Below are 23,009 nucleotides of genomic sequence, written 5' to 3' on the forward strand. Positions count from 1 at the left end.
GCTAACCCACCCTACGAGAGCTGCTACAGCCGCTTGATCGCCGTGACCTCGCTGCCGGCCTGCCTGATCCGCGCAATCGCCGGTTCGGTCGGCTCGATCACCGTCGCCATGTGATGCGCGTTGGCGTGAACCATGGTGGCGGCGTCGCGCACGATTGCCACATGCCCCTTCCAGAAAATGAGATCGCCGCGTTGCAGCTTGCTCCGCTCATGCCCCTCCAGCGCGCGGCCGAGGCCCATCTGCTGCATGTCGCTGTCGCGGGGGCAGCCGATGCCGGCTGATGTGAGCGAGACCTGGACCAGGCCCGAGCAATCGATGCCAAGGCTGCTCTTGCCGCCCCAGAGATAGGGCGTGCCGACGAAGCGCTCGGCGACGGCAACGAAATCCGGCTCGCGATGGTCGAGTGCTGCCAGATGCGCCTTCGGCAAGAACTGTCCGCCGCGTGTCACGGCGAAGCTTCCCTCCTCACGGGCAATAGTGAGCTTCGACCCCAGCACCAGCGTGTCCGCCGGCGGCAGCTTGATCGACGGGCCGGGGAAAGCGAACGTCCGGAGCGCAATGACCTTGTGCGTCGCCTCGGCCGACGGTTTTGCCAGCGCGGCATCGGGCAGCCAGCCGACATAGCCGTCGCTGACGAGCTGGCCCCAGGCCCAGCCTTCGCCGTTGCGGTCGTAGATGGTGACGCGCTCGCCGCGCAGCGCTTCCGTCATCAACATCGTCGATGACGACGGCTGCTCGCGCATCGGCGCGATCGCCTCGATCACCTCAAAGTCCTCGCCGGTGACGAAGCGCTCCGCCTCGACCTTGCCTTCAAGATATTTTGCGGCGATGTCGCCGCGCGCCGGCGTCAGCCTCGGATCGAAATCACGCATAGCGCTCGCTCAAAAGCTTGTAGAGGGCGCGTGCGGCCTGGCACTCGCCGCCCTCGGGCCGCGCCGGTTTTGCCGACGGCGTCCAGGCGTAGATGTCGACATGCAGCCAGCTCCTGGCCTGGGCTACGAAGCGCTGCAAAAACAGCGCGCAGGTGATCGAGCCGGCAAAGCCGTTGGACGGCGCGTTGTTGATGTCGGCCGTCTTCGAATCCAGCCAGGAATCGTAAGGCGGCCACAGCGGCATGCGCCACAACGGATCGTTCTCCCCGGCCGCGCAGCGCGCGACGTCAGCGGCCAATGCTTCATCATTGGTGTAAAAAGGCGGTAAATCCGGCCCAAGTGCTACGCGCGCCGCGCCCGTCAGCGTGCCCAGGTCGATCAGCAAATCCGGCGTCTCCTCGTCGGCGAGTGCCAGCGCATCGGCCAGCACCAGCCGGCCCTCCGCGTCGGTATTGCCGATCTCGACCGTGATGCCCTTGCGCGAGGGAAAAATGTCGAGCGGGCGGAAGGCATTTCCCGCAACCGCGTTCTCGACCGCCGGGATCAGCACGCGCAGCCGCACCTTCAGCTTGGCGTCCATCACCATCCGCGCCAGCGCGAGCACGTTGGCGGCACCGCCCATGTCCTTCTTCATGATCAGCATGCCGCTCGACGGTTTTAGATCGAGCCCGCCGGTGTCGAAGCAGACGCCCTTGCCGACCAGCGTCACCTTGGGATGACCAGGATCGCCCCAGGAGATGTCGATCAGCCGCGGCGCGCGCGTTGAGGCCATGCCGACCGCGTGGATCAATGGAAAATTCTGCGTCTTGAGATCGTCGCCGACGATGCATTTGAAGCTTGCGCCATAAGCAGACGCCAGCTCTTGCGCGGCCGCGGCCAGCTCCTCCGGCCCCATGTCGTTGGAGGGCGTGTTGACGAGGTCGCGCGCCAGCATCGCGGCGTCAGCAATGCGCGTGATCTCGGCGGCGTCGACACCGTCGGGCGGCACCAGCCGCACGTCGGGGCTGTCAGCCTTGCGGTAGCGCGCGAAGCGATAGCTGCCGAGCGCAAAGGCGAGCGCGGCCAGCCGCGCATCATGCGGCGCATTGGCAAAGCGATAGGTGCCCGGCGGCAACAGCCCCGGCAGGCTGCCCGGCCGGAACAGGTCGCGCGATTTAGCGCCGTCGTCCTCGATGCCGAACAGCACCTGTGCGATCGCACCATCCGGTGCCGGCAGCGCGAGGTAGGCGCCCGGCTTGGCCATAAAATTGCTCGCAGTCGCGAACTGGCGCTGCGCCTGCGGCAGCGCTTCGCGAAATGCGTCCCAGCCCGACTTGGTGACGAAGCTGATGGGTATGGCTGATGTGGCTGAGGTTTCGAAGATGGAAGACATGGACTGGCAGCTCACGACGAATGCGATGCAACAGACTTCGCAGAGATTTGCCGCACCTGCAATCGGCTTTGCGGCGCGCGGCAAGACCAGGGCCTGTATTCATGAAGGTCCAGACCTGGGCTTCTGACGGCCGAGCGGAAATCTTACAATCAGTCAGAACATTGCCGCTCATGGCCCAAAGTAGTCATCGGGCCGGAGACTTGATAGCTCGCAGAAGTTCCTGGATGCGCGCGGTCAAACCCTGGTCGTCCGGTGTGATTGCCGCGAGTTGCTCGGCGTAACGAAGCTCAGCCTTGGTGTCGCCGGCGAGGCGGCTGAAGGAGATTAAAGCCGTCAGAATGTCTCGGTTGGCGGGTTGGCTCTGCAGGGCCTGCTTCAGCAGTGCGATCGCCTCATTCGATTGGCCGGCGGAATGTAGCGCGATGGCGTAGACATATTGGTAGCGCCGCTCTGCCGGCTCAAGTTCGCTGGCGCTGCGGAATTCGACAAGCGCGTCGGCGGGACGCTTGAGCCGGGTCAGCGCAAGGCCCAGCGCATGGTGCAGCCCGGCATCGCGCGACGCGACAGCGAGTGCGTTTCGAAGTACACCTTCGCCTTCGCCGTCATGGCCCAATTGACGGTAAAGGTCGGCAAGATTGATTGCTGCGGCTGTGTATTGTGGATTGAGTTTCAGAGCCGTCCTGTATTCCGTGTCCGCTTCAGCGCTGAGGCCGCGTTGCCGGAAGAAATTGCCCAGCGTGGTGCGGGCTTCCGGCCGTTCTGCATTGGAGCGCTGGGCGGCAACGAATTCGTCCGCCGCGGCCTCGAAGCGGGCGCGATCCGCTGGCGGCTGGCTTGCGGTCGGGACGCCCGCGAGCAGTGAGGCCGCCCTGATGCGGACGCCGCGAACGGGATCGGACAGGTGTGGGGACACCAACGGCCAGACCCGATCGGCGGGAACGTTCTCCAGCAAGTCAAGGGCTCCGATCCGCACCATCGGATCGGGATCGGCGAGCGCGGTACGGGCCATCGCTAGGTTCGCCGCCGAGGGGTTCGGCGCAAGTTCGGCCAGCGCGGTGGCGCGAGCTACGGCTGGCGCAGTTCCGTCCGTTGCGACGATACCGAGCAGGGCTGCCGCGTCGGCTTGATCCGTGCGCGCAGCCTGGAATGCCGGTCCATAAGTTTGAAAGCCCTTCCGGTTGGGACCGAACCATTGTTCGACGGCGATGGCAGCCCATTCGGCCGGCTTGTCCCGGTGGCACTCGTTACAGGCGTTCGGCGTTCCCAGTTTCACCGAGAGATCGGGCCTGGGGACCCGGAAGCTGTGGTCGCGCCTGGTATCGACCACCATGTAGTGTCGGTCTTGCATGTGGCAGGAGATGCAGGTCGGCGTCGGATCGACGCCAACATGGTGACGATGCCTCGCGTCGGCGTATCGGTCGGATGCGTGACACTGCAGGCAGACGCCTTCGCCAGGGCTGCGAAGCTTCGCGCTGTGCGGTTCGTGACAATCGCTGCAGGTAACGCCGGCGGCAAACATCCTGCTCTGCTTGAACGGCGTGTAGTTATATGGCTCCTCGACATCGCGGATCTGCCCGTCGGCATGATAGGTGTTGCGCGCCAGCGGCTCGACCACATGGGTTTGCGACAGCCATTGACCGGGCATCCAGTTCTCGTGAAAGCCGGCGCGGCGCGCGTGGCACAGGCCGCAAGTCTCGACTTCCTTGCGCAGCGTTACCGGTGCTACGGAACGCTTCGCGTTTCCGGTCGGCGGATCGATCGGCCAGGTGACGCCATGACGCTCGTCGAAGCGCACCAGCAATCCCTTGCTGGAATCCTCGCGCTTGCCGAACGGCCACCAGCTCTTCTGATCGCGCACCCAGTCGGCATGCCGCGACCCCTGGCCGTGACAAGCTTCGCAGCCGACGCTGATTTCCGCCCATGTCGTCGCAAAACGGTCGGCCTTGGCATCGTAATTCTTGCGCAGGCCCGTGGAGTGGCATTCCGCGCACATGAAATTCCAGTTCTGATTCAGCCTGGTCCAGTGCAGGACATCGTCATGCCTGATTTCCTCATCGGGCGAGAGATGAAACCAGCGCTGGCCGCCCTTGTCCTGCGGCCTTGAGTCCCAGGCCAGCGAAAGGGCCTGAATACGTCCATCGGCAAACTCGACGAGGTATTGCTGCAGCGGATCGATACCGAACGTGTACTTTACCTCGAACACGGCAAGCTTGCCGTCGGCGCCGTCGGTCTCCACCAGAAACTTGCCGTCCTTGCGGAAGAAGCGTGAATGCACGCCGTAGTAGTCGATGCCGGCGTCGTTGAAATTGCCGAGCACGGTTTGGTCGGTGGCATGCTGCATCGCAGCCTTGTGCTGCGAGGCACTCCACAATTTCGCTTCCGCCTGGTGGCAGCCCGCGCAGGTCTCGCTGCCGACGAAGCCGGCGACGGCCGGGCTTGAAGCTTGCGATTTCGGTCCGCGGTTGTCGAGAAGATGGAAGACGCCGCCAAATGCGAGCACAGCGGCCATCGCGACCGCCAACGAAATCCAGATCCGGCGCTTGGAGAGCGAGGCGATGCCAGATCTCTCGGCAGGGGGAGCTTGCGGCGGCGCGACGATCGCGGGGCCTTCGGCCGGCGCTTGCCGCGATCCACCCTTTGAGCCGGATTTTCCCTTTGGGCCGGATTTTCGTCGCCTGCCTGCCAACGACAGCCCCTTGTCGCTACGATCGCCGGGTCGCGATCAAGCAATCTGCCGGCGGGATCACTGCCGGCATCATCGACTGCGTCACCACCGAGTCAAGTAGGCGGAGCCCGTAACCTATTTCCGGTTACGGTTCTTGCTGGCACCTCTGAGCGCGAGCGCGGGCGCGGACGGTTTGTCGAGGCTCGCCATTTGCAGGCAGGTCAGCAAGTCGACATAACTTTCAGTTCCGGCGACAGTCGCCTCGCCTTCGCATTCATTTCTGACTTTATCGGAGTTCGCGGTCCAGATTGGAAGGATCTGTTGCTGCGCGGCATTCTCGTCGCGCATGCAATCCTCGTAGCTTTGGGCCAGCACCAGGCCCATGGCCTTGTCGGCTGCGACGCTGGCCTTGCAGGTTGCTTCGACATTCAGCTTTGGAACGCGATCGCTGATCGGCGTGACCAGCTGGCCTCCAAGCATTGCGATCGTCAGCAGCACAATCTTCATGGAATCCTCCTGTTGCCGTGCGGCGTTACGTGTCGCTCACTTCCGAACTGCCTTTGCTTGTTGCCCCGCAGCTTGCGATGAAAGCGCCGCAGATAGTCTTGATCTCAATCAATAGCGATCCATCACGCGTCTCGCGCGCAACGGTCAGCGCTGAAGCAACTCGAGTGCCCCGATCTGATTGATCTGAGTCAAGGTGCTCGCCAGGCACCATCCACATAATGGCTTTTCGGGTGTCGCGTGCGCCTCGCACGATGTTCGATTTTGAGCCGGGAGCATTTCATATGAAATTGCATCACTCGATCTTCACCGGACTGTGCGTCGCATTGCTCGCCTCAACTTCGGTAAGTGCCCAGCAGATCAACGGCGTACCGGGCTCACCGAGCGCCACCACGACCATTCCCGGCGACCAGCTTCCAGCACCGCCTGCGAAATTCGGCGGCAAGATCGAGCGCGATGCGGCGAGATCGACGCCTTACTGGCCGGCGCGGATCGTGCCGCCGAAGGGCGCGCCAAACGTGCTTTTGATCATTACGGATGACTCCGGCTACGGTGTGCCCTCGACATTCGGTGGCGTGATTCCGACCCCGGCGCTGGACCGGATTGCGCAGAATGGGCTGCGCTACACCAATTTTCATTCGACGGCGCTGTGTTCGCCGACGCGCGCGGCCTTGATCACTGGTCGCAACCATCACTCGGTCGGCTACGGCGTTGTCGCCGAGCAGGCCACCGGCTTTCCCGGCTACGACAGCATCATCACCAAGGACAAGGCCACGATCGGCCGGATCCTGCAGGACAATGGCTATCACACCGCCTGGTTCGGGAAGAACCACAACACGCCGGAATATCAGGCGAGCCAGGCCGGCCCGTTCGATCAGTGGCCGACCGGGATGGGCTTTGAATATTTCTACGGCTTCATGGGCGGCGACACCAACCAGTGGCAGCCGGGCAACCTCGTCCAGAACACCACGCCCATTCACCCCTATGTCGGAAAGCCCGGCTGGAATTTGGTGACGGCGATGGCCGATGACGCGATCGACTACGTCAATCGCATCAATGCGCTGTCGCCCGAGCAGCCCTTCCTGATCAAGTTTGCGCCGGGTGCTACCCATGCGCCGCACCATCCGACGCAGGAGTGGGTGAAGAAGATCAGCGACATGAAGCTGTTCGACCAGGGCTGGAACAAGCTGCGGGAGACGATCTTCGCCAACCAGAAGAAGCTCGGCGTCATCCCACAGGACGCCAAGCTGACGCCGTGGCCCAAGGATCTGATCAAGGAGTGGGACCAGCTCAACGCCGATGAAAAGAAGCTGTTCCTTCGTCAGGTCGAGGTGTTCGCAGCCTTCGTCGCCTACGCCGACAACGAAATCGGCCGCGTGATCCAGGCGATCGACGATCTCGGCAAGCTCGACAACACCATCGTCATCTATATCAACGGCGACAACGGTACCAGCGCCGAGGGCCAGCCGAACGGCACGCCGAACGAAGTCGCAATGTTCAACGGGGCCAATCCCGGAGTCGATGAACAGCTGAAATATTTCTACGACGCCTGGGGCACCGACCGTACCTACAACCACATGTCGATCGGTTGGGCCTGGGCGTTCGACACGCCGTTCTCCTGGACCAAGCAGATCGTGTCGCATTTCGGCGGCACCCGCCAGGGCATGGCGATCTCGTGGCCGAAGGGCATTACGGACAAGGGCGGAATTCGCAATCAATTCCACCATGTCATCGATGTCGTGCCGACCATTCTGGAAGCGGCACATATCCAGCAGCCGAAGGTCGTCGATGGCATCAAGCAGAGCCCGATCGAGGGCGTCAGCATGATGTACACGTTCGACAAGAAGAATGCGAACGCGCCTTCGACGCACAAGACGCAGTACTTCGAGATGTTTGCCGACCGCGCAATCTACAATGATGGCTGGATCGCCAGCACCAAGGTGATGCGGCCGCCGTGGGTGACGGTCGCGAAGCTGCCGAGCCCGCAGGATTATCCCTGGGAGCTCTACGACCTCAAGAACGACTGGACGCAGTACGAGGACGTTGCAGCCAAGTATCCGGCCAAGCTGAAGGAGATGCAGGAACTGTTCTGGAAGGAGGCGCAGAAGTATCAGGTGCTGCCGCTGGATTCGTCGTTGGCGGCGCGGCTGGTCACGCCGCGGCCAAGCCTCAGCGCCGGCCGTACCTCGTTTAGCTGGATACGTCCGCTGACCGGTACGCCGAACGGCGATGCGCCGAGCATCCTCAACAGTTCCTACAACTTCAAGATGGACGTGGAGATTCCGCAGGGCGGTGCCGAGGGCATGCTGATCACGCAAGGCGGCCGGTTCGGCGGCTACGGCTTCTACGTGTTGAAGAACAAGCCCGTGTTCACCTGGAATCTGGTCGACCTCAAGCGCGTGCGCTGGGAGGGCCCGGAACTGACGCCCGGCAAGCACCAGATCGAGTTCGACTTCAAATATGACGGTCTGGGCGCCGGCACGATCGCGTTCGGCGACTACAGCGGCATCGGCGCCGGCGGCACCGGGGTGCTGAAGGTCGATGGCAACGCGGTTGCCACCGAAAAGATGGAGCATACGCTGCCCTTCATCCTGCAGTGGGACGAGGCGCTCGACATCGGGTCAGACACGGGCACGCCGGTCGACGACAACGACTACAGCACCCCGTTCACCTTCACCGGCAAGCTGAACAAGGTCACGCTGAACATCGACCGGCCGAAGCTGTCGCCCGGAGACATCAAGCGCCTGCAGGATGCGGCGCGGGCCGCCGGAGACGGCCCGTCTGCTGATGCCGGGAAAGCCTCGACCGGCGCCGCAGCCCCGCAGGTCTCGGGCGACGTCGGACTCAATCTGGCTCAGAAGGTCGAACTTCGCATCGACAAGCTCGAAGGTTGCCGCAAGCAGGCACAGGAGCAAGGTCTCGGGGTCATCGAACGCGTGCAATTCGTCCGGAAGTGCATGGAGTAACGGCGGCTCCCCAGTCTATCGCGCCGAGCTCGACCTGCGCGGCGCGGTCACTGTCGAGCAACAAAGGGGGGAACGATGCGTCACGATCAGGGACGGATGCCATGGGCTGCGCTTCGTAGCGGCGCGGTGGCGATTGCGCTCGCCGCCATGGTGTCGATGCCGGGTGTGTCCCGCGCCGACGAAAGCGGCATTTCGTTCTGGCTGCCGGGCCTTTACGGCAGCCTCGCCGCGACGCCGGGCACGCCGGGCTGGTCGGTGGCGGCCATCTATTATCATACCAGCGTGAACGCATCGGGCGCGGCCGCGGCCTCCCGGGAATTCCAGGCCGGAAGGTTTTCGCCGACCGTCAATCTCAATCTCAACCTGGCCCTGAGCGGCCAGGCCGACCTGATGTTTATCGCGCCGACCTACACTTTTGCGACGCCGGTGCTCGGCGGCCAGTTGTCGGCGACGCTCGCCAGCGTCTACGGCAGGAATTCCGCGAGTATCGCCGGCACACTGACGGCCATGGTGGGGCCGCTCGTGGTCACGCGCGACGGATTCCTTGGAGATGCGCTCGTCTCCTATGGCGATCTCTATCCGACCTTGAAGCTGAAGTGGAACAACGGCGTCCACAATTACATGGTCTACGCTGCGGGCGACATTCCCGTCGGCGATTACAATCCGAGCCGGCTCGCCAATATCGGCATCGGCCACGGCGCCATCGATCTTGGCGGCGGCTACACCTATCTAAACCCCGCGACCGGCACGGAATTTTCAAGCGTCGGCGGCTTCACCTACAATCTCAAGAATCCCGATACGCAGTACCAGAGCGGCATCGACTTCCATTTCGACTGGGGCGTATCGCAATTCCTGTCGAAGCAGGTCTTTGTCGGCTTCGTCGGCTACGCCTACCAGCAGATTACCGATGATTTCGGTCAGCCCGCCGTGCTCGGCGGTTTCCGTTCGCGCGTGCTCGGTATCGGCCCGCAGCTCGGATATATCTTTCCAATCGGCAGCAATCAGGCTTTTCTCGGACTGAAGGGATATGGCGAGTTCAATGCTGCGAACCGGCCGTCGGGCTGGAACACCTGGCTGACGTTTTCGATCTCGGAGGCCGTGCCAGCCAGCGCCGTGACGCCGACCCGGCACAAAGTGTCGAAATAGCAAGGCAATGTTCTGCTGGACTGAAGTCCAGCGGTGTCACCGTTGCTGACGCCAGAGCCTGCTTCTTTAAGTGACGCGCGGGCGGTGCGCGACTGACTTGTGCTCCCCCCATCCAGGCGGAGAATTGATCTGCACTTGGTGTCTGCAACATTCATCCCAATTGGCTTGAGTTGATCCCGGTCAACGCGAAATTTGGTTTTAGTGGAATCGATGACTTTAAACGGAGGAAACCAAAATGAAGCTCACATTCGCATTGGCGGCTATCCTGCTGATAACCGGGTTCGTAGCCGCGAGCACTGAGAAAGCCAGTGCTGTGGTGTACTGCACATACGTTGATTATCCCGCCAATTGCGTCGTACGGCCAGGCGTCGTGCTGCGGCCGCGGCCCGTTGCTCGACAAGCGGTGGTGGGGGCTGGGACCGTAAATCGCGGTGGCCCGGTCAATCGCGCTGGCAGACGTTGATTGGTCATTCTGCGAGATTTGTAGCCCTGCACGAAATCCCGATAATCATGGGACTTACGAAGAGCTTTTTTATGAATTCAACATCTGACAAGAAGGGCCGTATCATGAAATTGGCGGCATCAGTAGTTTCTGCGTTGTCTCTCGTGGCGCTCTCGGCAATTCCGCTCAACGCGCAGCAATACAAGATGCAAACACCGATACCGCCGGGCGTTGCAATCCCGGACAAGGTGGAGACCCGCCTTGGGACGCTGAACTTCTTCGACGGCTTTCCCGACGATGCGACCGTGGAAAAGCTCTACGACAATCTGGACTTCCAGCACGCCGTCCAGGCCTACATGTTGGCGCTGGCTCCAGTGAACCAGTTGGCAAATCGGAAGGGCATCGCGGAACTGGGTCCGTTCAATCTAACGGTGCCGATCTTCGAGGACAGGATGGACTCGAAGTCGCTTTTTCTCACCCCGAACAACAACACGCCGTACACTTGGTTTTGGCTCGACCTGCGCGACGGGCCTCTGGTGCTCGAGGTGCCTCCCAATGTGCTCGGCCTCGTCAACGACATGTGGTATAATTTTGTTACCGATGTCGGGCTCGTCGGGCCGGACAAAGGTCAGGGCGGCAAATACCTGATCCTGCCGCCCGGCTACAAGGGCGAGGTGCCGAGCGGATATTTTGTCGTGAAGCCGGCGACGTTCAGCGTCTGGGTTCCGTGGCGCTCATTCCTGGTGAACGGCGATCCGAAGCCAGGCGTCGACTTGGTCGAACAGCACACGCGAATCTATCGCCTGAAAGATGCTGCCAATCCGCCGACACTCAATTTCGTGCATGTTTCCGGCAAGGCATTTAGCACGCTGGCGCCGGGAGATTATCCCTTTTGGGAGTATCTAAATCAGGTTGTGCAGGAAGAGCCGACTGATACGGTCGACCCGGTCACGCTCGGCCTCTACGCAGCGGTCGGAATCCAGAAGGGTAAGCCCTTCGCGCCCGATGCACGGATGAAGAAGATTCTGACCGAAGCCGCCTTGGTAGGTGACGCCACCGCGCGTGCAATCAATGGACGGTTGCGGATCAAGGAAAGCTACTACTATCCCAACAGCGCGTGGCGCACGGGCTTCTTCGGCGGCTACAAGTTCGAGGAAAACGGTGCGCGGATCCTCGATGCCTACTCGGCATTCTTTTTTTACGCGACCGGCGTGACGCCGGCGATGGATTCGAAGTCAGTTGGCGAGGGATCGCAGTACATGGCCGCGTTCGTCGACAGCCAAAACAAGCCACTCGACGGCGGAAAAAACTACAAGCTACACTTGCCGCCCAATATCCCGGTCAAGCAATTCTGGTCGGTCATCCTCTACGATAATCAGACCCGCTCCATGCTCCAGACCGACCAGCGTTGGCCAGCCGCAACCAGTCAGAACCCAAAACTCATGGGCAATGCGGACGGGTCAGTGGACGTCTATTTCGGGCCCACAGCACCGGCCGGCAAGGAGAACAACTGGGTGCAGACCATCCCCGGCAAAGGATGGAACACGCTCCTGCGCCTCTACGGCCCGCTCCAGCCGTGGTTCGACAAGACCTGGCGGCCCGGCGAGATTGAGCCGCTGTAGCAACGAGGAGGTCGGAGCTTCGGCTCGCCTCCTCATCTCCCATGTAGGCCCGGCCCACGCGGCGCCGCAATGACCGCGAAGGCCCGCTTGAAAATCGCGTACCGGTTGCATAGCGCTGACGAGTCATTCGTACTCAGCAGTGCTCACACTTCAGCGCGGGACGAATGCAAGTCCGGACATCGGCGGCCCCAAATTTAGAGCCGCAACGTATTCCAAGGATGGAGGTTGGGCGGTTACAGTGCCCCAAAATGGTGATTGGGGACGGGCATGCAGCGGCGTGAGTTCATCGGGCTGTTAGGCGCGACCGCGCTGAGTTTACCGGGACCGGGCTACGCCCAGACCAAAGCCACCTTGCCGCTGGTCGCGGTTTTGATGCCGTTCAAGCAGGACGGTGACTATAGGATCGCCGCGCTCCGCGAAGGCTTACGGGAAACTGGTTTCATCGAAGGGACGAACTATTCGCTGGCCGTGCGGTACGGCGAAGGCGATTATAATCGCATTCCCCAGCAAGCGGTCGAATTGGCTGCGCTCAATCCGCGCGTCTTCGTCACTTTGGGTTTTGGGGTTGGACCCAATAACCGGGTTTCTCCAGAGATACCGTTGGTTTTTTCCGGCGTTGCCGTGGACCCCGTCGCGTTGGGTTGGGTGCAAAGCTATGTGCATCCCGGTGGGATGATCACCGGAAACGTGATGAACGCAGTCGGTGGCGAGGAAACCCTGGCTCAAAAGCGTATCGGACTTTTCAAGCAAATTGTCCCCGGCCTGACACGTCTCGGGATGATCGCTCCCGTTCCAACTCAAAATCGGCCCGCGACGTTGGTGATGAAGGAAAAGGAAGCGCTGCAAAAAGTGGCCGCGGAATTGAGCTATGAGTTCGCCTTCTACGGTTTCAATACCATTGACGATCTGGAAAGCGCCTTTGCGGCAGGCCTTCGAGATGACGTGAGCGCGTTTTACGTCTCGGGTGAGCCGCTGCTTAGCGCCAACATATCGCGGGTCATACCTTTGGCCGCAGCGTCGAGAAGGCCGACTGTCGGACCATATCCGATATGGGGGCGTAGCGGCCTTTTGATGTCTTATTCAACTGACCCAGTCGACGGTATTCGCCGCGCAGGGGCGTACGTCTCGAGGATCTTGAAGGGCGAGAAGCCCGGCGATCTTCCCATCGAGCAGGCAAGCAAATTCACTCTGGTGATCAATCAGAAAACCGCAAAGACGCTTGGCATCGTCGTGCCTCCGACCTTATTGGCACTCGCCGACGAGGTGATTGATTAGGTGCGCTGATGTCCGAGTTTGGCCGCAACCCGGCTGCGAGGTCTGCTGTTGCGTCGCCATGAAGAGCATAGCCGGCTCACGCCCTGACCCCAAAGCGGAAATTCGAAATGTTTCTACCGCTGTAGCAATATATCAATGTGTGCTCGGTAGGGTTGTTATATCTGGGCGAAAGGTCGCCCACACCTATTTGCAAAATCCCACGGTGCGAGAGAATCTTCGACAAATATGAAGCGTGGCTGTCTTACAATTCTATTGGTCGCCGCAGTCAGCGCGGCGGCGTTGGTCGGTTGGTTTACGTTCGCATTCCACGACTATTCGTACCGCTATCGGTTAACGGTGAATATTGAAATCGATGGAAAGGTGCACACTGGGTCCAGTGTGATTGATGTCACGTGGCACGAAGGCATCAAGATCGGCGATGGGAGTCCCTTCGGTCCACTACTGCGTGGGCAGGCCCCCATTGTTGACCTCGACGACCACGGTATTGTTATTGCGACGTTGATCGCCAACTACAAGAACAGCAAGGATGGTCAGGGTGCATTGTGGCTCGTTCCTCGCGCCTTCGGCGACGCGCAAGGTGTCAATCTTGCCATGCTGCCCTCCTTGCAAGGCAAGCGTGAACTTGCCCTCGACAATCTTCCACGGTTTTTATGGTTCGCGAATTCGCAGGAACCCACCACGGGTAGGGGGATTACAGTAGCAGATTTCGCCTCTGTATTGGGTCCGTCCGCTCATTTCGTGAGCGCGTCTGTCGAGATCACCAATGATCCCGTTGTCATTTCCATTCGCGAGAAATTACCTTGGATCGCGGCGATCGAAAAACGTCCGCCTGGAGAACAAGTCCTCTACCTGCCTAATGGTCTTGGCATCAGCCGGTACATGTTTATCGGAGGCGCATCATGAAGTGCGCACCGACTGCGAATTTTCTGGACAATCGCACTGACGCAAGAAGTCCTCACGCTAGACAAGGGGCCCCTAAGGCACGATAGTTCGAATGCAGGACCGAACTGTTAGGTCCTTGATCCGAATGAACGCGCTGTCAGCGCCACTCTCATGGATGAACACACGACCCTTCAAGCCCGCGTCTGTGCTGCTTGGATTGACTTGCTCCGACAGAACAGCGGCGCCGAAGGACGTCCCGACCGGTACTATGCCCTGAGCATCGAGAACATCCGAGGCCATGGTGAGGAATTCCAACTGTGCATCACGTTTCGCGCCGGTCGAACGTATTGCTGCTGCGAAGACATGTGCCATACTGGCGCCTTCACCGAGAAACGGTGGCAGCAACTGCGAGCGGCCCTTGCCGTCCATGGCGTTGAGCCCCAAGGGCCACTAGTGGTGCGGATTTGCACTCGGCTAGAAGCAGGCGCGCGACTGCGCTACGGCAAGAGCGATGAGCCCGAGCCCGAGATGTACGATCAAGGCCCCTGGACGTTGACGGTCCGTGAGCAATCCCCAGTCGTTTGCGAATGATCCTGGAACCGACGCGCGACCGCTAGGACCGCTTATGTGGCCCAACTCGGACTTCTGGCGAGGTCCGCTATTGCGCCGCTACGAGGGGCACAGCGGACCTGACGACGCCACGGATCTATGAGTACACGCCCTAGCAAGCGACATGCTAGGTTTCGGCAAAAATTACCCGCGTGTACCGCGAGCCGAGTTACGACAAGATGTCCCGGGAGGAAACGGAATGGAAATACTGTGGAGCATCGTCGCGTTTCTTGGCCTCGCCGTCGAATCGGTATTCGCCTATGTCGAACATCATCACTGGATCTTCGCGTTCCTCGCCGGCGGCTATATCTTCTACCTGCACGACCGTGCCATCCATGCGCGCTTCGATGCGCTCGACAAGCGCATCGACGAGATCAGGAAGCGGCTCGCCATCGAATATTGAGCGGGCCGGCGAAACCTTCTGCAACCTCGGCTCGTAACTCGCTCCGGAAGCCGTCCTTCACAGGACCAGAGGCGAAGCGTGCTCAGGGCTTTACTAGCGTTGTGGTTGTGGCATAGTCGCAAAATATTAGAGATTGTGGAGGTCCGTAGCGCGCGTTGTTGCACGAATGCGCGCGGCGGCCTCCCGATCGGTGCGAACTGAAGTGTATTGGTCGAAAGGCATTTTGTTCAAGCCTTGAGCGACGCACCATTTGCGATGAGGCGGCGCGACATGGATAGGTCATTCGTCATTGCGCATGTGTCCGACCTGCACCTCGATGGCACGGGTCGGCTGCATCAGGCGGTCGAAGGCCTGATCGCAACCATTCGCCAGACGATGGCCGAATTCGCCGATGTTCCGGATCGCATTCTGCTGATCACCGGCGACCTCGTCAGCGATCCCACCCCGCGCGCGCTCGACGAAGCGCTGTCGGCGATCTCGGCCTTCCGGCAGACCGGCCTGTTCACCGACATCCAGGCGGTCGCGGGCAATCGCGATGTCAGGTCCCGCGGCCTGCTCGGCCGCCGCCACGACGTCTACGATTATCTCAACCTGCCGCGAACGTCGAAGAACGTCTATTATCGCCAGTCCGGGCTCGATCTCGTGCTGCTCGATTCCAACGCGGCGAGTCTCGCGGGCGGCAACATCGACCAGCGCGCCTATCACGGTGTCGTGGCGCAATCGGCGCGGCTGAGCGCCGAGCTCGCCGGCAGCCTGAGCGCCGACGGACGCGCTGACTACATCGAGCCGTCGGAGAATCTGGTGCGCGTGCTGGCGATGCATCATCATCCGCTGCCGCAGGCGACCGGCGAGGGCAAGCGCTTCCTCGGCAGCCCGGACGAGCCCATGATGTATCTCGCCAGCCCCGCCACCTTTCTCGAGGCGGCCACGTCCCTCAACGTCAATTTCATCCTGCACGGTCATCGGCACGTCGAGGGACTGACGCGGTATTCGATCCCCAATCCGCGCGCGACCGGGAGCCAGGGGCGCGAGGAGTTTTGGCGCACGCTCTATGTGCTGTCCTGTCCGTCGTCGACCGGGCAGGGCGGCGATGACGCCGGCTTCAACATCGTCCATTTCGGTCCGACCGCGTCCGATTCGGAGCGACGATACGGCTTCTCCGTCACCAGATATTCGCGGCCGCGGGAGGATGGCGCGTTCCATCGGCTCGACAGCAATCTGCCTGACGGTGTCATCCACCTGCCGGCAGGCCGGGACTTTTGCCGCGATCCGGCCTTCCAGGCGGCGATCGACCTGTCGGCCTGCGAAATGCCGAGGCGCGAGCAGATCGCGGCCATCGCTTGTCTGCTGCTCCGGCGTCATGCCTTCTATGACGATGATCACGACTGGGCGTACGCGCTTCATGCCGCGCTCGTCACCTCTCGTGTTGTTGGCGACCTCGGCGGCAAGGTCGCGCGGTCCGGCGCGCGGCACGATGCGAGCTCACTTGCGACAATCGGTCTGCTGCTGGACCGGCTGATTGCGCAGGCCGCCGACGTGCTCGGCATCGAGGGCGAGGAGCTCGACGATCTCCGCGCCAAGCGTCTCGTCGACCAGGCCGACATCGTGCGCGAATTGCCGAGGACGCCCCGTGACGGCGTGGACCTCGCCGGCGAGCGGCAGCTTCGGCTTGGCACGCTGCGCGAGCTCGGTGCGCAGATGAAAGCCCTGGGCTCCGATCTCGATCTCGGCGGCGCACCACCGGCCGGGACGCCGCGTTAACCGGCCGTTAGGGTTAACAGTCTATTGCTGGCGCGTTAGGCTCGATTAATCGGCTCGAGAGTCCTTAGCGTCATGCGTCACCAGTACAGTCTTGCCCGGCTCCTTGCGTCCACCTCGCTGGTTGCGGCGCTGGCGGCGGGCCTCGGCGGCTGCACGGGGATGTCAAAAATTTCCGACAGCATCACCGGCTCCATCAGCCCACGCGCGGAGGCCGCGCCGACCGATCCCGCGCGCGCCGCCGAGGTCTATGGCGAGCGCTACCGCGCCAATCCCAAGGATGCCGAGGCCGCACTCGCCTATGGCCAGGCGCTGCGCGCCAACGGCCAGCGGGCCCAGGCGGTCGCGGTGCTGGAGCAGGCGACCATCGCGCATCCCGGCAACAAGACGCTGCTTGCGCTTTATGGCCGCGCGCTTGCCGACAACGGCAATTTTCAGACCGCTTTCGACGTGCTGTCGAAGGCGCATTCGCCCGACAATCCCGACTGGCGCCTGCTCTCGGTGCAGGGCACCGCGCTCGACCAGATGGGCAAGCACGAGGATGCACGCCGCTATTATGTCAGCGCGCTGAAGCTCGCGCCCGGCGAGCCGAGCGTGCTGTCCAATCTCGGCCTGTCCTACATGCTGTCGCGGGACCTGCCCAAGGCCGAGGAGACGCTGCGACAGGCCTACGCCTCGCCGCGCGCCGGCACGCGGGTCCGGCAGAATCTCGGCCTCGTGGTGGGGCTGCAGGGGCGCTTTGCGGAGGCCGAGACCATCGTCAAGGCCGACCTGCCGCCCGACGAGGCCGCGGCGAATGTCGCTTATCTCAAGGACATGCTGAGCCGCAACGAAACGCCGTCCCGCGGCAAGCGGACGCCGGTTGCAGCCCTCAATCAGCAGGATTGAACGAAACCCGCTGCCGGCGGCGCCGATGCGCCGCGATGCCGATTGTGCCCGCCAGATCAGATGCTTCGCAATATCCGCCGGATCCTAAACCGGCGGCCGCCATCTACTGTGCATGGGGTTGTTTCCAACCCCTTCTTCGTCAGTGCAGCTCGGAAACCTTGATACCGGTCGGTCCGAGAATGACGACGAACAACACCGGCAGGAAGAACAGGATCATCGGCACGGTCAGTTTCGGCGGCAGCGCGGCGGCCTTCTTCTCGGCCTCGTTCATGCGCATGTCGCGGTTTTCCTGCGCCATCACGCGCAAGGAATGGCCGAGCGGCGTGCCGTAGCGCTCCGCCTGCTGAAGCGCCAGACAGACCGATTTGACGCCCTCCAGCCCGGTGCGGCGCGCCAGGTTCTCATAGGCCACCTTGCGGTCCTGCAGGTAGGACAATTCGGCCGTGGTCAGCGTGAACTCTTCCGACAGCGCGATCGACTGTCCCACGATTTCGGTCGCGACCTTGCGGAACGCCATTTCGACCGACATGCCGGATTCGATGCAGATCAGCAGCAGGTCGAGCGCGTCGGGAAAGGCGCGCTTGATCGAGAGCTGGCGTTTCGAGATCGCGTTGCGCAGGAACAGCATCGGCGCCTGCAGGCCGAGATAGGCCGCACCGACGCAGAGGCCGATCTTGATCGGCAGCGACTGCTCCATATGCGCGATCAGGAAGATGTAGAGGACAGAGCCGACGAACAGCACCAGCGGCGCCACCATACGGGCGAACAGGAAGGTGATGTAGGGCGCCTGGCCGCGATAGCCGGCCATGATGAGCTTGTCGCGGGCGGCTTCCTGCGCCAGCCATTTGGTGAGGTTGAAGTCCTCGACGACCTTGGAGACGAGCTGCTTCGGCGTCTGGCGCAGCGAAACCTTCTCGTTCTTGGCGAGCCGGTCGCGCTCGCGCTGACGAATGCGCTCACGCTCGCTCGCCACCGCCTTCATGCGCTTGGCGAGGCCTTCGCCGGCCAACAGCGGCGTGATCAGCGTGTAGACGGTGGCGCTGGCGGCGATCGCCGCCAGAAACATCGCGATGAAGCGGGCGTCATGCAGTTTAGCGACGAGGAACTCGACCATACGGCACCATCAGAAGTCGAAGTTGATCATTTTCTTCATCACCATGATTCCGATCGCCATCCAGACCACGCAACCGACCAGCATGAGCTGTCCGGTGGGGTGGGTCCAAAGGATCGAGATGTAGCCGGGCGTGGTGAGGTAGACGAGGAACATGACGATAGGCGGCAGCGAACCGATGATGCCGGCGGACGCCTTGGCTTCCATCGACATCGCCTGGATCTTCTCTTTCATCTTCTTGCGGTCGCGCAGCACCTTGGAGAGGTTGCCGAGCGCTTCGGAGAGGTTGCCGCCGGATTTCTGCTGGATCGAGATGACGATGCCGAAGAAGTTCGCTTCCGGCAGCGGCATGCGGTCGTACAGGCGCGTACAGGCCTCGCCGAGCGGCATGCCGATCGCCTGCGTCTCGATGATGGCCAGGAACTCGCTGCGCAGCGGCTCCGGCGAATCGGCTGCGACGACCTTGATCGATTCGAACAGCGGCAGGCCTGCCTTGATGCCGCGGACGATGACGTCGACGGCGTCCGGCAGCGCCTTCAGGAACTTCGCCTCGCGCCGCTTCTTCAGGAAGCTGAGCATCCAGCGCGGCAGGCCAAAACCCGCGGCAAAGGCAAGACCGACGGCGCCGAGCAGGCCGCCGCCGCCGAAGGTCACCAAGAAGAAGAATGCGCCCGCCAGCACGGCGGACACGACGTAGAATTTCTTCGGCGTCCAGTCGAGGCCCGCCTGCGACAGGCGAACGGGCAGCGGAACGCGCTTTTCCTGCTGGCGCCGGGCCTCGAGATCCTTGAGCGAGGTCTCGACCTGCTCGCGTCGCGAGCGCTGGCTCTTCTCGGCTTGCCGCGCCGTGGTGGGTTCGGTCCGCGCGACGGAGGCGCGGCGGCTTTCGGCCTTCCGTTCGCCCGAGAGCATCGGATACAGGAACACCCACGCGATGCCGCCGACGGCGGCGGTCGCGAGGAAGGAGAGGGCGAGCACTTGCATGTTCATGGCGCGCTATCCCTCAGGCCTTCGACGCCACTTCCGCCGCATCGAGCGCGGCGGCAAGGCGTTTCTCTTCGCCGTAGTAGCGGGCGCGTTCCCAGAAGCGCGGACGGCCGATGCCGGTCGAGCGGTGCCGGCCAATGATCTTGCCGTTGGCGTCCTCGCCCATCAGGTCGTAGATGAAGATGTCCTGCGTGATGATGGTGTCGCCTTCCATGCCCATCACCTCGGTGATGTGGGTGATGCGGCGCGAGCCGTCGCGCAGGCGCGCGGCCTGGATGATGACGTCGATCGAGGCGCAGATCATCTCGCGAATCGTCCGCGACGGCAGCGAGAAGCCGCCCATCGTGATCATGGATTCGCAGCGCGACAGCGCTTCGCGGGGGTTGTTGGCGTGCAGCGTGCCCATCGAGCCGTCATGGCCGGTGTTCATGGCCTGCAGCAGGTCGAAGGCTTCGGGTCCGCGGACCTCGCCGACGATAATGCGTTCGGGACGCATACGCAGGCAGTTGCGCACCAGTTCGCGCATCGTCACCTGGCCTTCGCCTTCGATATTGGGCGGGCGGGTTTCGAGGCGGACCACGTGCGGCTGCTGGAGCTGGAGCTCGGCGGCGTCCTCGCAGGTGATGACGCGCTCGTCGTGCTCGATATAGTTGGTCATGCAGTTGAGCAGCGTCGTCTTGCCCGAGCCGGTACCTCCGGAGATCAGAACGTTGCAGCGGCTGCGGCCGATGATCTGCAGGATCTCCGCGCCTTCGGGGGTGATGGCGCCGAACTTGACGAGCTGATCGAGCGTCAGCTTGTCCTTCTTGAACTTACGAATGGTGAGTGCGGGGCCGTCGATCGACAGCGGCGGCACGATGGCGTTGACGCGGGAGCCGTCGGCGAGGCGCGCGTCGCAGATCGGCGAGGATTCGTCGACGCGCCGGCCGACCTGGCTGACGATGCGCTGGCAGATATTGAGGAGCTGCTGGTTGTCGCGGAAGCGAATACCGGTGCGCTGGATCTTGCCGCCGACTTCGATGAAGACGGTGTTGGCGCCGTTGACCATGATGTCGGCGATGTCGTCGCGCGACAGCAGCGGCTCGAGCGGGCCGTAACCGAGCACGTCGTTGCAGATGTCGTCGAGCAGCTCTTCCTGCTCGGCGATCGACATCACGATGTTCTTGATCGCGATGATCTCGTTGACGATGTCGCGGATTTCCTCGCGCGCGGACTCCGAATCGAGCTTGGCGAGCTGGGCGAGGTCGATGGCCTCGATCAGCGCACCGAAGATCGTCGCCTTGACCTCGTAATAATTGTCCGAGCGGCGGTTTTCCATGGCCGGTGCGGGCCGGGACGGCGCGAGCGGCGGCGAGGCGACGGCCGGCGGAGGCGGCGCGCGCGAAACGGCCGGCGCCGGAGCCGCTTGAGGCTCTGGCGACCCGGCGCCGGGCTTGGGGGCCCGAAAATCGGTGTCTGTTCCGCTACGCTTACCGAACACTTAACGACTCCTTGCGGCGGCTATTTTCCCCGCAACTTCTCAATCAGAGGTGAAAGGAAAGACGACCTTTGCTTCTTGCTCTCGCTGCGGCCGGTCAGGCGCTGCGCGATCTGGAGGAACATCTCGATCGACTTGTGATTGGCCGAGATTTCCGCGATCATTTGGCCGTTATTGGCCGCGGAACCGAAGGTTTGCGGCTCGAACGGGATCGACACCACCGGCTGGCACTCGATCGCCTTGGCGAACTCGGCGGCGGCGATTTCTGGCCGTTTCGGCACGCCGACCTGGTTCAGGCAGTACAGCGGCGGCCGGTCGTTGGGACGGGAGGCCTTCAGGAGGTCGAACAGGTTCTTGGTGTTGCGCAGGTTCGCGAGGTCAGGCGCTGCCACGATCAAGATGTCGTCGGCTGCGATCAGGGCGCGCTTGGTCCAGCCGGTCCATTGATGCGGGACGTCCAGCACGATGCAGGGCATGGTCGAGCGCAGCGTATCGAACACGGCGTCGAAGGCGTCGGTGCCGAAATCATAGACCCGGTCGAGCGTTGCAGGCGCCGCCAGCAGGCTCAGATGGTCGGTGCATTTCGACAGCAGCCGGTCCATGAAGGCGGTATCGACGCGATCCGGCGAGAACACGGCGTCCGCAATGCCCTGCGGCGGGTCCTGGTTGTAGTCGAGCCCGGCGGTGCCGAAGGCGAGGTCGAGATCGGCGACGACGGCGTCCATCGCGAGGTCGCGGGCGATCGCCCAGGCGACGTTATGGGCGATGGTCGACGCGCCGACGCCGCCCTTGGCGCCGACCACGGCGATGATGCGGCCGACCGCCTTGGCTTCAGGCGCCGAGAACAGGTTGCAGATCGAGCGGACGACGTCGATCGGGCCGACCGGGGCCAGCACGTAGTCGCTGACGCCACGGCGCACCAGCTCGCGATAGAGCGCGACGTCGTTGACGCGGCCGATCACGATGACGCGGGTACCGGCGTCGCAAACGGTGGCGAGCTGGTCGAGCCCGCCCAGGATGTCGGTGCGGGCATCGGCCTCCAGCACGATCACGTTCGGCGTCGGCGCGGTGCGGTAGGCTTCGATCGCGGCAGCCATGCCGCCCATCTGGATCTTCAGATGGGCCTTGCCGAGGCGGCGGTCCTCGCCGGCCGACTGCACGGCCGCGGCCGTTTCGACGGTCTCGCAGAAGGCCTGCACCGACACGCGGGGCGCGGGCGCAATATGCTCCTCGACCGGCGGCGGCGCGGCCTGCGGCTGCTCTTCCTGAGTCTGGCGCGCGTAGCTGATCATTTGCCGGTGTCGCTCAGTTTGGCCTTCTCGGCTTCTGGATAGGTGGTGGTCGTCGGCGTGCCCTTGCGGTACTTCTCGAAGGCCGCGTTACGACGCATCGTGTAGGCTGGCGTTTCGGGCCGCGGCTGCTCGAGATCCGACGGATTGTCGATCATCGCAGCGAGGTTGCGTTGCGCGGCGCAGCCGAAATTGTAGTACGACTTGTTCTCGTACCAGCTCTTGTTCTTGATCGAGGGGCCGAGGTCCTCCGGCCATACGCCGCAGGGGCCGGCCACCGCCGCGATCTTCGAATAGGTCAGCCGGATCGGCGGCAGGAAGCGGGAATCCTCGGGGCGATAGCGCCGCACCATGACACCGCGCGGCGGGACGCCGGCTGCCGCCAGCATCGCCTGGATCTCGCGCAGCGAGTCCGCCGCCGCGCGTTCGTTCGGCGTGCCGGAGGGAACGTCGACATGGATCGCGCCGGTGCCCTCATGCAGCCAGGTCGAGGCGACGCCCATGACGTCGGCACGCTGGGCCGCGGTCAGGCCGCCGCGCGCATGGCCGACGAACACGACGATGGAACGGTTTTGCTCCTCGATCGCGATCGGGTGACGCTGCTTGTAGTCGTCGGGAATCGAGGCGGTGATCTCGGGTTCGGTGTGGGTACACGCGCCGAGCGCCATGGCGATGCCGACGAGCGCGAGGCCGAGGCGGGCGGCGCGCTTGCGATCGAGGGTTGGTATTGCGGTCATTGTC

The 23,009-nt window shown here is 62.7% G+C and carries 19 protein-coding genes; 9 read left to right on the forward strand and 10 right to left on the reverse strand.

What is annotated here, in order from left to right; all coding sequences use genetic code 11:
* Positions 1-23: 23 nt before the first annotated feature.
* Both C2U70_RS02965 and C2U70_RS02970 read right to left on the reverse strand, forming a co-directional pair.
* Entirely contained in the window at positions 24-872 is an 849-nt protein-coding gene (locus C2U70_RS02965) for an NlpC/P60 family protein (protein ID WP_140976369.1), read from the reverse strand.
* Positions 865-2,244, reverse strand: a complete 1,380-nt coding sequence (locus tag C2U70_RS02970) for a leucyl aminopeptidase family protein (protein ID WP_140976370.1) — start codon at positions 2,242-2,244, stop codon at positions 865-867. The genes C2U70_RS02965 and C2U70_RS02970 overlap by 8 nt, the downstream gene beginning before the upstream one ends.
* Here C2U70_RS02970 and C2U70_RS33635 point away from each other — a divergent pair.
* Positions 2,243-2,371: a hypothetical protein gene (locus C2U70_RS33635; protein WP_283810335.1), complete on the forward strand. Its 129-nt coding sequence runs from the start codon at positions 2,243-2,245 to the stop codon at positions 2,369-2,371. The genes C2U70_RS02970 and C2U70_RS33635 overlap by 2 nt on opposite strands.
* Before the next feature lie 57 nt (positions 2,372-2,428).
* Here C2U70_RS33635 and C2U70_RS02975 read toward each other — a convergent pair whose 3' ends face one another.
* A complete protein-coding gene (locus tag C2U70_RS02975) occupies positions 2,429-4,753 on the reverse strand; it encodes a tetratricopeptide repeat protein (RefSeq protein ID WP_140976371.1) in 2,325 nt (774 codons plus the stop codon).
* A gap of 291 nt (positions 4,754-5,044) precedes the next feature.
* Complete coding sequence (locus C2U70_RS02980) at positions 5,045-5,416, reverse strand: hypothetical protein (RefSeq protein WP_140976372.1); 372 nt, start codon at positions 5,414-5,416, stop codon at positions 5,045-5,047.
* 281 nt (positions 5,417-5,697) lie between these two features.
* Here C2U70_RS02980 and C2U70_RS02985 point away from each other — a divergent pair, with 281 nt between their 5' ends.
* The 5 genes from C2U70_RS02985 (at position 5,698) to C2U70_RS03010 (ending at position 13,767) form a co-directional block, all read left to right on the forward strand.
* Positions 5,698-8,379 carry an arylsulfatase gene (locus tag C2U70_RS02985; protein ID WP_140976373.1) on the forward strand — a complete coding sequence of 894 codons (2,682 nt, stop codon included), beginning with the start codon at positions 5,698-5,700 and terminating at the stop codon, positions 8,377-8,379.
* Positions 8,380-8,454: 75 nt separating this feature from the next.
* Positions 8,455-9,525: a SphA family protein gene (locus C2U70_RS02990; RefSeq protein WP_246666650.1), complete on the forward strand. Its 1,071-nt coding sequence runs from the start codon at positions 8,455-8,457 to the stop codon at positions 9,523-9,525.
* A 567-nt stretch (positions 9,526-10,092) separates the two neighbouring features.
* Entirely contained in the window at positions 10,093-11,589 is a 1,497-nt protein-coding gene (locus tag C2U70_RS03000) for a DUF1254 domain-containing protein (protein ID WP_140976375.1), read from the forward strand.
* Between the two features lie 267 nt (positions 11,590-11,856).
* On the forward strand, positions 11,857-12,864 hold the full coding sequence (locus C2U70_RS03005; protein WP_140976376.1) for an ABC transporter substrate-binding protein: 1,008 nt from the start codon (positions 11,857-11,859) through the stop codon (positions 12,862-12,864).
* Between the two features lie 225 nt (positions 12,865-13,089).
* Entirely contained in the window at positions 13,090-13,767 is a 678-nt protein-coding gene (locus tag C2U70_RS03010; RefSeq protein ID WP_140976377.1) for a hypothetical protein, read from the forward strand.
* A gap of 72 nt (positions 13,768-13,839) precedes the next feature.
* Here C2U70_RS03010 and C2U70_RS03015 read toward each other — a convergent pair whose 3' ends face one another.
* Positions 13,840-14,175 (reverse strand): hypothetical protein, encoded by a 336-nt coding sequence (locus C2U70_RS03015; protein WP_140976378.1) that lies wholly within the window; start codon positions 14,173-14,175, stop codon positions 13,840-13,842.
* Between the two features lie 379 nt (positions 14,176-14,554).
* Here C2U70_RS03015 and C2U70_RS03020 point away from each other — a divergent pair, with 379 nt between their 5' ends.
* From C2U70_RS03020 to C2U70_RS03030, 3 genes are all read left to right on the forward strand, one after another.
* Entirely contained in the window at positions 14,555-14,758 is a 204-nt protein-coding gene (locus C2U70_RS03020; RefSeq protein WP_140976379.1) for a hypothetical protein, read from the forward strand.
* 270 nt (positions 14,759-15,028) lie between these two features.
* Entirely contained in the window at positions 15,029-16,519 is a 1,491-nt protein-coding gene (locus C2U70_RS03025) for a metallophosphoesterase family protein (RefSeq protein ID WP_140976380.1), read from the forward strand.
* 72 nt (positions 16,520-16,591) lie between these two features.
* Positions 16,592-17,404, forward strand: a complete 813-nt coding sequence (locus tag C2U70_RS03030) for a tetratricopeptide repeat protein (RefSeq protein WP_140976381.1) — start codon at positions 16,592-16,594, stop codon at positions 17,402-17,404.
* Positions 17,405-17,543: 139 nt separating this feature from the next.
* Here C2U70_RS03030 and C2U70_RS03035 read toward each other — a convergent pair whose 3' ends face one another.
* From C2U70_RS03035 to C2U70_RS03055, 5 genes are read right to left on the reverse strand one after another with little or no spacing between them, the layout of a single operon-like run.
* Positions 17,544-18,518, reverse strand: a complete 975-nt coding sequence (locus C2U70_RS03035; protein ID WP_140976382.1) for a type II secretion system F family protein — start codon at positions 18,516-18,518, stop codon at positions 17,544-17,546.
* 9 nt (positions 18,519-18,527) lie between these two features.
* Positions 18,528-19,505, reverse strand: a complete 978-nt coding sequence (locus C2U70_RS03040) for a type II secretion system F family protein (protein ID WP_140976383.1) — start codon at positions 19,503-19,505, stop codon at positions 18,528-18,530.
* A gap of 13 nt (positions 19,506-19,518) precedes the next feature.
* A complete protein-coding gene (locus C2U70_RS03045) occupies positions 19,519-20,982 on the reverse strand; it encodes a CpaF family protein (protein ID WP_140976384.1) in 1,464 nt (487 codons plus the stop codon).
* Between the two features lie 20 nt (positions 20,983-21,002).
* Positions 21,003-22,271, reverse strand: a complete 1,269-nt coding sequence (locus C2U70_RS03050; protein ID WP_140976385.1) for an AAA family ATPase — start codon at positions 22,269-22,271, stop codon at positions 21,003-21,005.
* Positions 22,268-23,005, reverse strand: a complete 738-nt coding sequence (locus C2U70_RS03055) for a CpaD family pilus assembly protein (protein WP_140976386.1) — start codon at positions 23,003-23,005, stop codon at positions 22,268-22,270. Before C2U70_RS03055 ends, C2U70_RS03050 begins: the two co-directional genes overlap by 4 nt.
* Positions 23,006-23,009 lie beyond the last annotated feature (4 nt).

It is taken from the genome of Bradyrhizobium guangdongense (assembly GCF_006483445.1).
Lineage (GTDB): Bacteria > Pseudomonadota > Alphaproteobacteria > Rhizobiales > Xanthobacteraceae > Bradyrhizobium > Bradyrhizobium guangdongense_A.